The sequence below is a fragment of the Rhodococcus sp. IEGM 1305 genome, from assembly GCF_030058635.1.
Classification (GTDB): domain Bacteria; phylum Actinomycetota; class Actinomycetes; order Mycobacteriales; family Mycobacteriaceae; genus Rhodococcus_F; species Rhodococcus_F opacus_D.
The window spans coordinates 21,068-33,582 of record NZ_JASHKX010000023.1; the positions used below are offsets into that span (position 1 = coordinate 21,068).

General features: G+C 67.8%; 12 protein-coding genes. 4 read left to right on the plus strand and 8 right to left on the minus strand.

Annotation, left to right across the window (positions count from 1 at the left end; translation table 11 throughout):
* Positions 1 to 51: 51 nt before the first annotated feature.
* Positions 52 to 1,461, minus strand: a complete 1,410-nt coding sequence (locus QM693_RS25650) for an MFS transporter (protein ID WP_283335227.1) — start codon at positions 1,459 to 1,461, stop codon at positions 52 to 54.
* A 131-nt stretch (positions 1,462 to 1,592) separates the two neighbouring features.
* Positions 1,593 to 2,843: a CynX/NimT family MFS transporter gene (locus tag QM693_RS25655; protein WP_280781652.1), complete on the minus strand. Its 1,251-nt coding sequence runs from the start codon at positions 2,841 to 2,843 to the stop codon at positions 1,593 to 1,595.
* A gap of 11 nt (positions 2,844 to 2,854) precedes the next feature.
* Here QM693_RS25655 and QM693_RS25660 point away from each other — a divergent pair, with 11 nt between their 5' ends.
* Positions 2,855 to 3,520, plus strand: a complete 666-nt coding sequence (locus QM693_RS25660) for a FadR/GntR family transcriptional regulator (RefSeq protein ID WP_280781651.1) — start codon at positions 2,855 to 2,857, stop codon at positions 3,518 to 3,520.
* Here QM693_RS25660 and QM693_RS25665 read toward each other — a convergent pair.
* The 3 genes from QM693_RS25665 to QM693_RS25675 all read right to left on the minus strand — a co-directional run bounded on the left by QM693_RS25665 (position 3,517) and on the right by QM693_RS25675 (position 6,905).
* Entirely contained in the window at positions 3,517 to 4,371 is an 855-nt protein-coding gene (locus QM693_RS25665) for a TIGR02569 family protein (RefSeq protein WP_280781650.1), read from the minus strand. The two genes, QM693_RS25660 and QM693_RS25665, sit on opposite strands and share 4 nt — an antisense overlap.
* A gap of 82 nt (positions 4,372 to 4,453) precedes the next feature.
* Positions 4,454 to 5,638 carry an adenylyltransferase/sulfurtransferase MoeZ gene (moeZ, locus tag QM693_RS25670; protein WP_016883159.1) on the minus strand — a complete coding sequence of 395 codons (1,185 nt, stop codon included), beginning with the start codon at positions 5,636 to 5,638 and terminating at the stop codon, positions 4,454 to 4,456.
* Positions 5,639 to 5,771: 133 nt separating this feature from the next.
* Positions 5,772 to 6,905 carry a DUF3152 domain-containing protein gene (locus tag QM693_RS25675; protein WP_283335272.1) on the minus strand — a complete coding sequence of 378 codons (1,134 nt, stop codon included), beginning with the start codon at positions 6,903 to 6,905 and terminating at the stop codon, positions 5,772 to 5,774.
* 224 nt (positions 6,906 to 7,129) lie between these two features.
* On the opposite strand from QM693_RS25675, the gene fasR reads away from it, so the two are divergent.
* The gene (fasR, locus tag QM693_RS25680) at positions 7,130 to 7,801 is read left to right on the plus strand and encodes an HTH-type transcriptional activator FasR (protein ID WP_009479561.1); all 672 of its coding nucleotides are present in this window, start codon (positions 7,130 to 7,132) and stop codon (positions 7,799 to 7,801) included.
* 57 nt (positions 7,802 to 7,858) lie between these two features.
* On the opposite strand, the gene QM693_RS25685 is transcribed toward fasR, so the two are convergent.
* Together QM693_RS25685 and QM693_RS25690 are read right to left on the minus strand one after the other, a co-directional pair.
* Positions 7,859 to 8,089 carry a DUF3107 domain-containing protein gene (locus QM693_RS25685; RefSeq protein ID WP_005259708.1) on the minus strand — a complete coding sequence of 77 codons (231 nt, stop codon included), beginning with the start codon at positions 8,087 to 8,089 and terminating at the stop codon, positions 7,859 to 7,861.
* A 112-nt stretch (positions 8,090 to 8,201) separates the two neighbouring features.
* Entirely contained in the window at positions 8,202 to 8,882 is a 681-nt protein-coding gene (locus QM693_RS25690; protein WP_009479559.1) for a ferritin-like fold-containing protein, read from the minus strand.
* Between the two features lie 322 nt (positions 8,883 to 9,204).
* On the opposite strand from QM693_RS25690, the gene QM693_RS25695 reads away from it, so the two are divergent.
* Positions 9,205 to 10,848, plus strand: a complete 1,644-nt coding sequence (locus QM693_RS25695) for a DEAD/DEAH box helicase (protein ID WP_280781648.1) — start codon at positions 9,205 to 9,207, stop codon at positions 10,846 to 10,848.
* Between the two features lie 9 nt (positions 10,849 to 10,857).
* Complete coding sequence (locus QM693_RS25700; protein ID WP_283353753.1) at positions 10,858 to 12,072, plus strand: Rv3212 family protein; 1,215 nt, start codon at positions 10,858 to 10,860, stop codon at positions 12,070 to 12,072.
* Positions 12,073 to 12,081: 9 nt separating this feature from the next.
* Here the strand turns inward: QM693_RS25700 and QM693_RS25705 are convergent, their stop codons facing one another.
* On the minus strand, positions 12,082 to 12,495 hold the full coding sequence (locus QM693_RS25705; RefSeq protein ID WP_283353754.1) for a VOC family protein: 414 nt from the start codon (positions 12,493 to 12,495) through the stop codon (positions 12,082 to 12,084).
* Positions 12,496 to 12,515 lie beyond the last annotated feature (20 nt).

Consider the following 12,515-nt stretch of genomic DNA (forward strand, 5'->3'; position numbering starts at 1 on the left):
CCGTCGCTCCTTCTAGCTGAATTACTCGAGTTCATGCGGTACTGCGTGAGGTCACGCCGAGACCGACACCTTTTCGTCGTCGCCGGAGACGGTGAGCCCACGGGTGACGGACGGGCGGCGCAGGAAGACGAACCAGGTGACGAAGATGCAGGCGATGTAGAAGGCGAGGAACACCCAGAACGCCATGGTCGCCGACTTCGCGGTGCCCCCGTAGGACGCGCGCAGCACCAGGTTGATGCCGACGCCGCCGAGGCCACCGATGGCGCCTGCGAACCCGATGAGCGCGCCGGACATCGCCCGCGACCACGCCGCCTTGGCGTCCCGGCTCAATCCCTCGAGTCCCTGCGCCTTGGCCTCGAAGATCGACGGAATCATCTTGTAGACCGAGCCGTTGCCGATGCCCGCCAGCAGGATGAGGGTGATGAAGCCGAACACGAACGCCACCAGCACTCCGGCCGTGGCCGCGCCGGGCGTGCCGTCGTCGATGGTCCCCGCGGTGACCAGCACTGCGGCGGCGAGCGCCATGGCGACGAACGTGTACAGCGTGATCTTGCCGCCGCCGATGCGGTCGGCGAGCTTGCCGCCCATCGGCCGCGCGATGGAGCCGAGCAGCGGTCCGATGAAGGCGATCTGGGCGGCGTGCAGCGCGGCCGCGGCGGGGGTGGCGCCGCCGGCGAGGAAGTTGATCTGCAGCACCTGGCCGAACGCGAAGCTGAAGCCGATGAACGAGCCGAACGTGCCGATGTAGAGGAAGCTGATGACCCACGAGTCGGAGAACTTCAGCGCCTTGGCCATCGACCGGAGATCGGACTTCTGGTTGCCGAGGTTGTCCATGAACAGGGCGGCGCCGACCGCGGCGACGGCGATGAAGACCAGGTAGACGGCGCAGACGATCCACGGCTCCGTGTTACCCAGGGTGGCGATCACGAGCAGGCCGATCACCTGGATCATCGGGACGCCGATGTTGCCGCCGCCTGCGTTGAGGCCGAGCGCCCAGCCCTTGAGGCGCTGCGGGTAGAACGCGTTGATGTTGGTCATCGACGAGGCGAAGTTGCCGCCGCCGACGCCGGCGAGGGCGGCCACGAGGATGAACGTCGTGTACGACGCGCCGGGGTTCATCATCAGGTACAGCGTGAACAGCGTCGGCACGAGCAGGACGAGGGCGCTGAAGACGGTCCAGTTGCGGCCGCCGAAGCGGGCCGTCGCCACCGTGTACGGGATCCGCAGAATCGAGCCGACGAGGGTCGGGACCGCGACGAGGAAGAACTTGCCCGCCGCGTCGATGCCGTAGATGTCGGTCGGCATGAACAGGACCATGACGGACCAGATCGACCAGACGGAGAAGCCGACGTGCTCAGCGACTACCGACCAGATCAGGTTCCGCTTGGCGATGTCCTTGCCGCCCGCCTCCCAGGCGTCGACGTCTTCCGCATCCCAGTGCTCGATGTAGTGCTTCTTCACCCGGGCCTCCTCGTTGTGTGGGAGACCCAAAGGTAGAAAACCGGTGTTGCGGCGGTGCTGCGGTCGGTGACCGCAACGTCAACTGATCCTCACTTTTCAGCTGGGCCGATGTGAGGTTTCCTGCATGTTTCCTAGACGTGTCGAAGAGCGTCCTGCGGCTCCGAATCGACGTGCCAGCTGTCCTCGAGCATGCGCGGCTTGCATGCCTGGAACGCTGCGATGAGGAGGATCACCACGCCGCACGTCAAGAATCCGAACGACAGGGTCCACCCGCCGGAGGCATCGTGGAACACGCCGAACAGTAACGGACCGAGGCACGCGACGGCGTAACCCACACCCTGGGTGAAACCGGACAGCGTCGCCGAGCCGAGATGGCTGCGCGTGCGGAGATTGATCAGTGTCAGCGACATCGGGAAGGTGCTGGGCCCGAGCCCGAGCAGCACGATCCACAGGATCGGCGCGCTCATCGGGGCGAGCAGGAGTCCGCTGAAGGAGACGAGGTAGCAGACCGCGCACCCGATCACGATCGGGAACGGGTTGCGCATACGCGCGCACAGCGTGGGGGCGCCGAACGCTGCGACGAGGCCCATGAACGAGAACAGTCCCACCATGGCACCGCCGAACGCCTCACTCGCGCCGGCGTCGGACAGGATGTCGGGAATCCAAGTGAACATCGAGTACGTGATCATCGACGTCATCCCGAACATGCCGGCCATTCCCCAGCCGACGGGCGATCGCCAGGCCTTCCCGTGGGGACGCTCGGCCGGAACGTCCGCCGGCGGCTGCGCCGTCACGACCACGGCGCGACGTCGTTCGCGGGCGAGGAGGAAGATCCACGGGACCGCCGCGGCGAAGCCGAGGAGCGCCCACACGCCGATCGAGAACCGCCAGCCGAATGCCTCGGCGAGGGGGACGGCCACGAAGGCGGGCGCGATGGTGCCGAGCTGCACGCCGACGATGTACACCGAGCTCATCACGGCCAGCCGGTCGGAGAAGTAACGCTTGACGAGCGGCGGAATCACCACGTTGCCGATTCCCATGCCTGCCAGCGCGAGCGCCGACAGTGCCAGCAACGACCAGGTGTCGCTCATCAGGGCTCTCGTGAGCATGCCGACCGCGGCCATCAGCATCGCGACGAGGGCGGTCCGTTCCAGGCCCCACCGCTTGGCGATGAGCGGCGTCCCCAGTCCGAACAGCGCGAACATCGCCGTCGGCACCATTCCGAACACCCCGACGACCGTCGGCGAGAATCCGATGTCCTCCCGGATCTGCGAGGCAAGCGGGGTGAACGAGGTGACCGCCAGCCTCAGCACGAGAGCAGACATGGCGATCGCACAGAAGACGAGGAGGCGGCCGCGTAGAAGAGTCACAAGAGAAATCATAGGATGACAGGATGACCTTTGGAAAACCAGTGCGCCGCTCGAGTCTGATCTCACAGGTCACCGAGCAGCTGCGCGACGAGATCTGCAGTGGTCGGTGGGCGGTCGGCGCGAAGATCCCCACCGAGACCGCGCTGTCCGAACTCACCGGAACGGGACGCAACACTGTCCGCGAGGCGGTGCAGGCCCTCGTCCACACCGGCCTGCTCGAACGGCGGCAGGGATCCGGCACGTACGTCGTCGCCACCTCTGACGTCGGGGGCACACTCGGCAAGTACTTCGCCGGCGCACACGAGCGCGACGTCACGGAACTGCGGCAGGCGCTCGACGTCACCGCCGCCGCGCTCGCCGCCCGGCGCCGCACCCCGGACGACGTCGCACGCCTGCAGAGCCTCCTCGACGAGCGCTCCCGGTGCTGGGCCGAATCCGACACGGAGGCCGCCGTCGCGGCGGACGTGAGCCTGCACCGCGCGATCGTCGAAGCGAGCCACAACGCCGTGTACCTGGAGTTCTACGACTCGCTTCTGCCCTCGATCGCCCAGACCGTCGACCGGCACGTCCACGCGACCGGTGTCGGGTTCCACGACGAGCACGGGCGTCTGATCCAGGCGGTGGTCGACGGGGACGAGGCTGCCGCGACCACGGCCGCCCGCGATCTGTTCGCGGAGCTGCTCACCTAGAGCAGGAGGCGTACCACGTCGGCCGTGCGGGCAAGTCCGGGAAACGCCTCCGCGGTCGAGCGTGGGTGCAGCACGTGGACGGCGAGCCTGAACAGCACCGCACGCAGGAGCATTTGCGGCCATTCGGGCAGATCTTCCCAACGGCCGATGAGGGCCTCGTCGGCTCCACCCCAGGAAATGGCATCCACCACGGCCACCGCCGCCGCCCACGACGCGGGACGCCAGTACGGAGTGATGTCGGTGATCCCGGGCGCGAGGGCACCGGCGAACAGGACGGTGCCGAACAGGTCTCCGTGCACCAGCTGGTCCGGGCCCGTGACGGGCTTGCGCAGCGTCGCGAGTCCGGTGATCAGTTCCAGGCTCTTGCGACCGTCGGGGGACGGCGTCTCGAGCTGTTCCGCACCCTTCGCGCTGCGCAGCGGGATCTTCTCCCAGGCGGCGCGATCCGCAGCCACGAACACGTCGACCTCGGCCCACGGCGCAACCGGGGGCTGCACGAGGAACCGGGGACGGTCGAGCTGCGAGGTGGCGGCGTGAAGCCGCCCCGACATCGACACGACCTCGTCGTGACGCGGTTCGGGCGTGCCCTCGATGAACGTGTCGGCCCGCCACCCGGACACCACATACCGGCCGTCGGTGGACCGCACAGGACGCGCGAGCCGCACCCCGTCCACCTCCAGCGTCTCGCGGATCTTGGCGGACCACGCGGCGCGCGCGTGGTCGGCGACGGCTGACAGGACTACGTCTCCACAGAGCCACCCGCCGTCCCAGTCCGCACCGAGTGGGATGGGCTCGACTTCCCGGAGGCCGAACGTGGAGCACACGTGTTGAGGGGGTTGGCCTGTGCTCACGGACTCAACGCTACCGCCGGGTGGGCCGGTGACACTGCAAGGCGCGCTGGCCCGGGCACGGGCAATCACGCCACGACGAAGGTCAGTAGACGGGCAGGCTGGTGTCCACCTGTTTCGCCCACGCGATCACGCCGCCCTGCAGATGTGTGGCGTCGGAGAAGCCGGCCTTCTTCAGCGCGGCCAGCGCTTCCGCCGAGCGGACGCCGGTCTTGCAGTGCAGCACGATCGGCTTGTTCTGCGGAAGCTCCGACAGCGCCTCCCCCGACAGGATCCGGTCCTTGGGGATCAGCACGGCACCGGGCAGGTGGACGATGTCCCACTCGACCGGCTCGCGCACGTCGATCAGTTCGATCTCCTTGCCGGAGTCGAGGAGATCACGCAGCTCCGTGGCCGTGATGGTCGAACCGGCCGCCGCCGCCTGACCCTCGTCGGACACCACGCCGCAGAACGCGTCGTAGTCGATCAGTTCGGTGACCGGGGTCCGCGCCGGATCCCGGCGCAACGTGATGGTGCGGTAGGTCATGTCCAGTGCGTCGTAGACCATCAGCCGTCCGAGCAGCGACTCCCCGATGCCGGTGATCAACTTGACCGCCTCGGTGGCCATGATCGAACCGATCGACGCGCAGAGCACACCGAGCACACCGCCCTCGGCGCACGACGGCACCATGCCCGGCGGGGGCGCCTCCGGGTACAGGTCCCGGTAGTTGAGTCCGCGACCGTTCGGCGCATCCTCCCAGAACACGGACGCCTGGCCCTCGAATCGGTAGATCGAGCCCCACACGTACGGCTTGTGCGCGAGGACGGCGGCGTCGTTGACGAGATACCGGGTGGCGAAGTTGTCGGTGCCGTCGAGGATCAGGTCGTACTGCTCGAACAGTTCCACGGCGTTGTCGGGCTCGAGCCGGAACTCGTGCAACCGGACGTCGACGTTGTCGTTGATCTCGCGGATCGAGTCGCGCGCACTCTCGGCCTTCGGACGGCCCACGTCGGACCGGCCGTGGATCACCTGCCGCTGCAGGTTCGACATGTCGACCTCGTCGAACTCGACGATGCCGAGCGTCCCCACACCCGCCGCCGCCAGGTACAGCAGGGCGGGTGACCCGAGGCCGCCCGCGCCGATGACGAGGACCTTCGCGTTCTTCAGACGTTTCTGCCCCGCCATACCGACATCCGGGATGATCAGGTGCCTGCTGTACCGCGCCACCTCGTCGCGGGAAAGTTCGGCGTCCGGTTCCACCAGCGGCGGCAGTGCCTCGGTGGTCTTCACAGAACGGTCAAGCGACACGGCCCACTCCTGACGTTGCGCGACAGCTTCCGATGCGTCGGACAGCATTGACTTCAACGCTCCGACAGGGTCCATTCTTCCCCTCCCGCCGGCAGTCGCGCGGGGCGGCCCCTGCTCACGCCCTCGGGAACGGCCACGGATTGAAATGGCAGGTCAGACCGTTCATTGGGACGATACCCTCGGGGTCGAGCTGCGCGATGTCGTTGTTGGCCGTGCCGAACGTCTGTTGCATCATCACCGGCGCGAGGCCGCCCTCGGTCTCGCACGGCTGGTGGTCCTGGTAGCCGATGGCGTGCCCGACCTCGTGGTTGATCTGGTACTGCCGGTACGACCCGATGTCGCCCTGGAACGCGATGGCTCCCCGCACCCAGCGCGGCTCGTTGAGGACGACGCGATCGATGCCGGGGTTGTAGCAGGACACCTCCAGCTGGATGTCGTAGCCGCACGCCTCACGGATGGTCATCTGCGACGTCAGCGACACCCGGAAGTCGGGGTCGCCCTGGTCGACGCGGCGGAACGCGAACCGCGGGTCCTTCGTCCAGCTCTTCGGATTCGACAGCGTCTGGTCGACCATCCGGCCGAACGACTCGTCGCCGCCGAACCCGGACGTGTCGACCCCGTCCTCGATCTCGACGCTGTACGTGAATTCGCGTTCGGTGCCCTGCCCGATCTTGGTTCCGCTTCCGGGAACCACATGCCAGGTGCCTGCGCCGACCGCCGTGAACGGACCTCCCTCGGGCAGCGCGCCCGAGGGAAGTTCGGCGGCGAAGTTACCGTCGGCCTCCGGCGGGATCCCGATTACGCTCGAACCGTCGGTGTCGCGGGACAGGGTGCCGAATCCGGGGGTGTCGGTCTCGGCCGTCGTCTCGCTGCCGCCGCCGGTGTCCCGGACCGCGTCGACCACCACGAGAACGGTGACCACCAGCAGGATCGGGATCGCGTAGGCCCGCCAGCCGTAGGTGGAGACGAACCGGCCGATGCGACTCTGCTTCCGCGCCTGCCGCTCGGGGCGCGGGTTCCGGGGCCTGCCGACGTCGCGGCTGGTCGGGTCCCATTGCGCACGGAGCGGTTGATGCGACTGTGGTGCCGACTGCGAAGTGCGGGGACGGACGTCACGCTGGTCGATGCTGCGCGATCGTCGCTCCCCGTCCTCGGAGCTCTGGGGAGCCCGGCCGCGAACACGCGGTCCTCCTCGGTCAGTCACGCAGCCCAGAATCTCACAGTCCGGCACCGCCTCGTCCCAGCGCACCACCCGCAGGTCATTCGGCGTGTCACGCAGAGGCGATCCGCAACGTCGCGGCTACCCGGACGACCAGGCGCACCCGACCCCCACAGGGTCCCAGTTACCGGTCAGGCAATATCCTTGACCGGGCGAGTCCAGCGAGTCCACCATGAACGGTTCACTACGCGCGGGTATCGTTCACACAGTTACACAGAATGTGACGCGGAATACTTGTGCAGATTGGAAGCGCTATGACTGAACTCGCGGATCGGACGAACTCCGATCGCGATGCCACCCCCGGAAAGGGCACCGGGGCCCGTCGCAGCACGCGACTCCCCCGTGACGCCCGGCGACTGCAACTACTCGCCGCAGCCAGCGAGGTCTTCGTCACACGCGGATACCACGCTGCCGGTATGGACGAGATCGCCGAGTGCGCCGGTGTGAGCAAGCCCGTCCTCTACCAGCACTTCCCCGGCAAGCTCGAGCTGTACGTGGCGGTGTTGCAGAGCTATGTCGACAGCCTGATCTCCGGCGTCCGGCAGGCGCTGCGCTCGACCACGGACAACAAGCAGCGTGTCCGCGCCGCAGTGCAGGCGTTCTTCGACTTCGTCGACAACGACTCGCAGGGCTTCCGGCTCGTGTTCGAGTCGGACCTCATGGGTGAGCCCCAGGTGCAGAGCCGCGTCGAGCAGGCCACCGAGGCGTGTGTTGACGCCGTGTTCGACCTCGTCAGCCACGACTCCGGTCTCGATCCCTACCGCGCCCGCATCCTCGCTGTCGGCCTCGTCGGCGCCAGCCAGTTCACCGCGAGGTACTGGCTCGAGGCGTCGCGCCCGATCCCGAAGGAAGAAGCGGTCGACACGACGGTCACGCTCGCGTGGGGCGGTCTGTCCCGCGTGCCGCTGCATCCCGAACAGCGCTGACACCGTGCACGAGAAAGGGCCCGCAGTCGAGTCGACTGCGGGCCCTTTCTCGTGTGTTCACTTGGTCGGAGCGAATCCGACCTTGCGGATATCGGACGGGCCGATCTCCACGTAGGCGATCTTGCTGGACTGCACGAGGTACTTGCGTCCCTTGTCGTCCTGCAGAGACAAGATCCCGTCGCCACCGGTGAGGGCGTCCGAGACCAATGTCTCGACCTCGTCCGGGGTCTGCTCGCTGCTGACGATGAGCTCACGCGGGCTGTCGATTACACCGATCTTGACCTCCACGGTCAACCTCCGAACTCTCCGAGAAACATCAGCTGTCCTGGCAAGGCTAATGCAGTGGCCGCCGCCGGTGCGCGTCCGTGGGCTGTGCCCTGAGCGAACATGCCGTCACACGTCACACAAGCCCGAGCACGGCCATGCGTTCGGCGTGCATCTCCTGCATGCGGTCGAACAGTGCGACGACGCCGTTGAGGTCGCCGGACGCGGAGATGACGAGTTCGGTGAGCGCCTCCCGCTGCGCGAGGACGAACTGTGCCTGGGTGATGGCCTCGCCGAGCAGTCGCCTGCCCCAGAGCATGAGGCGGTCCTTGTCGCGGTTGCTGGCCTTGATCGCCTGCTGCACCTCGTGGACGACGAACTCCGAGTGGCCGGTCTGCGAGAGCACCTCCTCGACCGTCCGCGAGACCTCGGCGGGCAGCGAGTGCCCGATCTCGCGGTAGAAGTCGGCGGCGATCCCGTCACCGACGTAGGCCTTCACCAATGCCTCGAGCCACGTCGACGGTGTGGTGGACGCGTGGTAGTTGTTCAGGGGGCGGACGAACGGATCCATCGCCTCGAAGATGTCGAACCCACGCGCGGTCAGCGCCTTCTCGAGCATCTCGAAGTGGCCCATCTCGGCGGCGGCCATGCTTGCGAGCGCCACTTTGCCCTGCAGGGTCCGCGCCATCTGCGCGTCCTCGGACAGCCGGTAGAACGCGGAGATCTCGCCGTACGCGAGGACCGCGAAGAGTTCACTGACGCCGGGGTGATCAGCGGGAATGGTGGAATCAGAGGATGCAGGCGTGTTGGGCTCCATGGCGCCACAGCCTAGTGGGTCACCCAGTGATGTTTGCCATGCGTAACCGGTTGTGGGGCGTTCTCCGGCTACAATGATCATGGGCAACCGCTCGTCACCACGTTCGCCTCCACGGAGAACGCGGTTTGAGTGATGATCGATCACGATCCGATCAGCGGTTCCCACCGATAATGTGCGCGCACCTGATCGACGGTCCCAGCCGCGCCTCGCCGAAATCTTCGATTTCAGCGCTGAGGCAGTGGCAGGATCGACTCGGAAGAGGACATCGACGAGCGTCGACTGGGAAATCGGGCCGACCAGCGGCCTGGCCCTTACCTCGTGCGTGCGTGCAGCTACGAGGAAGGCCAGTCCCCTGAGCAAGATCACTGTCGACCATGAAGACGACGCAACCGAGACCACGCTGTCGGCGCAACTCGACTCCACGCACGTCGCCCCCACTTTCGCCGAGCTCGGAGTGCGTGACGAGATCGTCCGCGCTCTCGACGAGATCGGCATCGAGCGGACGTTCGCGATCCAGGAGCTGACGCTCCCCCTCGCCCTCGCCGGCGACGACCTGATCGGTCAGGCCCGCACGGGCATGGGCAAGACGTTCGGTTTCGGCGTCCCGCTGCTCCACCGCATCTCCAGTGGCACCACCGGGACGGCCGCACTCGACGGCACTCCCCGCGCGCTGGTCATCGTCCCCACCCGCGAGCTGTGCATCCAGGTCACCAAGGACCTCGAGGGCGCAGCGAAGTACCTGAAGGGCGAGAAGAACAAGCTCGAGGTCCTCGCCATCTACGGTGGCCGCCCGTACGAGACGCAGATCGCGACGCTCCAGAAGGGCGCCGACGTCGTCGTGGGCACCCCGGGTCGTCTGCTCGACCTCGCCAACCAGGGTCATCTGATCCTGGGCAAGGTCGAGGTCCTCGTTCTCGACGAGGCCGACGAGATGCTCGACCTGGGCTTCCTGCCCGACATCGAGCGCATCCTCGGAATGGTGCCGGACAAGCGCCAGACGATGCTGTTCTCGGCGACCATGCCGGGTCCGATCATCACGCTCGCCCGCACGTTCCTCACCCAGCCGACGCACATCCGCGCCGAGCAGGCCGACGACTCGGCGGTGCACGACCGGACCAGCCAGCACATCTACCGGGCGCACGCGCTCGACAAGGCGGAGATGGTGGCCCGCGTGCTGCAGGCCGACGGCCGCGGCGCGACGATGATCTTCACCCGCACCAAGCGCACCGCCCAGAAGGTCGCCGACGATCTCGCCGAGCGGGGTTTCTCCGTCGGCTCCGTCCACGGCGACCTCAATCAGGTTGCTCGCGAGAAGGCGCTGAAGGCGTTCCGCACGGGCAAGATCGACGTGCTGGTCGCAACGGACGTCGCGGCCCGCGGCATCGATATCGACGATGTCACCCACGTCATCAACTACCAGTGCCCCGAGGACGAGAAGACGTACGTCCACCGGATCGGCCGCACCGGGCGGGCGGGCCGCACCGGCATCGCCGTGACGCTGGTGGACTGGGACGACATCCCCCGCTGGCAGCTCATCGACAAGGCTCTCGGCCTCGGCATCCCCGATCCGGCGGAGACGTACTCCAGCTCCCCGCACCTGTTCGAGGAGCTGTCGATCCCGGCCGGCGCGACCGGCACGATCAAGCGCCCCCGGGTGGAGAAGGCCGAGAAGGTCGCATCCGAGCGGAGCGAGAACACGGGCGCCGAGCGGAGCGAGAGCTCCGATATCGAGCAGGGCGAGAAGGCCGAGCGCACGGAGCGTCCGGCACGCACCCGCACCCGCCGCCGCACCCGTGGTGGCCGCCCCGCGGACTCTGTGGGCCCCAAGTCCGTGTCGCCGGAGCCGACGGCACCCGAATCCGCTGCTTCGAGCGGGGACACCGACGGCGAGGGTGCCTCCAAGCCCCGCCGGCGTCGTCGCCGCCGGACCACGAAGGTCGGCGCCGCCGCGACGAACGCGGAGTAAACAACCACCGTGCTCGCACCTGAGCGGCGCTCGCGCGCCGATCTCGTCGTCGCTGCCGGAATCGCCGTCGCGGTCGTGGTCGCCCTCACCGTGGTGTGGTTCCGTAGCGATGCCCGGGGCACCACCTCGGTCACCGCCGCCGAGCCGCCGCCTGCGCTCGTCACGGCCCTGACGGTTCCTGAGACGCTGAGCCCGATCTGGGACTCCGCCAGTTCCGCCACCTCCGCGCCCCTCGTCGTCGCTGGTGCGGTCGTCACCGCCGACGGTGGGGACGTCGTGGGACGGGACCGGATGTCGGGTACCGAGCTGTGGCGGTACGAGCGTGATCTCGACCTGTGCGGTGTGACGGCGTCGTGGGAGAAGGTCGTGGCCGTCTACCGCGACGACCGCGGCTGCTCCCAGGCCACCGAACTCGACGGCGGTACCGGTGAGCGTCTGGCCCAGCGGAGCAGCGACGCCGATTCCGAGGTGACGCTGAAGGCCGACGGTACGTATGTGGCATCTCTCGGCGACCGCCGGCTGGAATTGTGGCGCTCCGACCTCGTCCGCACCGTCGAGTACGGCCGGGTGGACGCGCCCGTGAATCCCAGGAAGCAGCCACGCAGCGGATGCACGCTGATCGACGTCGGTTCGAGTAGCAGCAGGCTGTCCGTTCTCGAGCGCTGTCCCGGCGAGGTAGCCGATCGTCTGACGGTCATGAACCCGTCGCCGAAGGACAATCAGGAACCCGAGGAGTACGGGTCGAGCGTCCTGGCGGGGGTGGATGCCGGCGTCGAGGGCGCTCGCATCCTCGGGGTGTCCGGCGAGACCACGGCCGTCTACCTACCCGCCGGCCCGTCGTACGGACCGCGGATCGGCCTGTTCGACGGCACCGGCAACGCCGTGTCCGAATACGCGCTCACCGCCCGGGTCGGCCCGGACCCCGTCACGTCGACAGGCAGTTCGGCGGTCACCTGGTGGACCGGTTCGGACGTGGTGTCGCTCGGCGCCTCCGATCTCGTACCGCGCTGGATCTTCCCGGGCGCTCTCGGCCCGGGAGCGGTGATGGCCGGAAACCTGCTGGTTCCGGTGGAATCCGGCATCGCCGTGCTCGACTTGTCGACCGGCGCGTTGCTTCGCACGATCCCGGTTGCGCGTGACGCCGCGGCGGGGCCGATCCTCACGACGGTGGCCGGCGACGTCGTCCTCGAACAGCGCGGCGATGCTGTCGTGGCGCTGCGCTGAGATCGCCCGTCACGCCGGTTCGGCGAACACCACGAGATAGCCGTCGAGGTCGCGGATCCAGATCTCGCGATGTCCCGCATTGGGATTGACGTGCACGTCCGTGACCACGTCGGCACCCGCCTCCCGCACCCTCGCAACGGTGCCGTCGAAGTCGGGGGTCTCGAACCAGAGCGCCACCCCGTTTCCCCGCGGGAGCGAAGGATCGCCGAGGGGGCCGTGGTGGTGGCCCTCGTCGAGCCGGTGCAGTTGCAGGATCATGTGCCCGTCGACGAGGAGTTGCTCGTAGTCCCGTCCACCGTGGCCGCTGCGCGCGTCCAGGACCTTCCGGTACCACTCGCCTGCGCGTTCGACGTCGTCGACGGCGAGAAGCGGCTGCGCCCGCATCGTCAGGGTGTTGCTTCGAGGCGTGTCCGAGACTGTCATGCCCCCGACGTTAGCGCCGT

Excerpts from the sequence above, each read along its gene's own strand:
- QM693_RS25655 (WP_280781652.1), bottom strand. The coding sequence starts at position 2,843 with ATGATTTCTCTTGTGACTCTTCTACGCGGCCGCCTCCTCGTCTTCTGT.
- QM693_RS25660 (WP_280781651.1), top strand. The coding sequence starts at position 2,855 with ATGACCTTTGGAAAACCAGTGCGCCGCTCGAGTCTGATCTCACAGGTC.
- fasR (WP_009479561.1), top strand. The coding sequence starts at position 7,130 with ATGACTGAACTCGCGGATCGGACGAACTCCGATCGCGATGCCACCCCC.
- QM693_RS25690 (WP_009479559.1), bottom strand. The coding sequence starts at position 8,882 with ATGGAGCCCAACACGCCTGCATCCTCTGATTCCACCATTCCCGCTGAT.
- QM693_RS25705 (WP_283353754.1), bottom strand. The coding sequence starts at position 12,495 with ATGACAGTCTCGGACACGCCTCGAAGCAACACCCTGACGATGCGGGCG.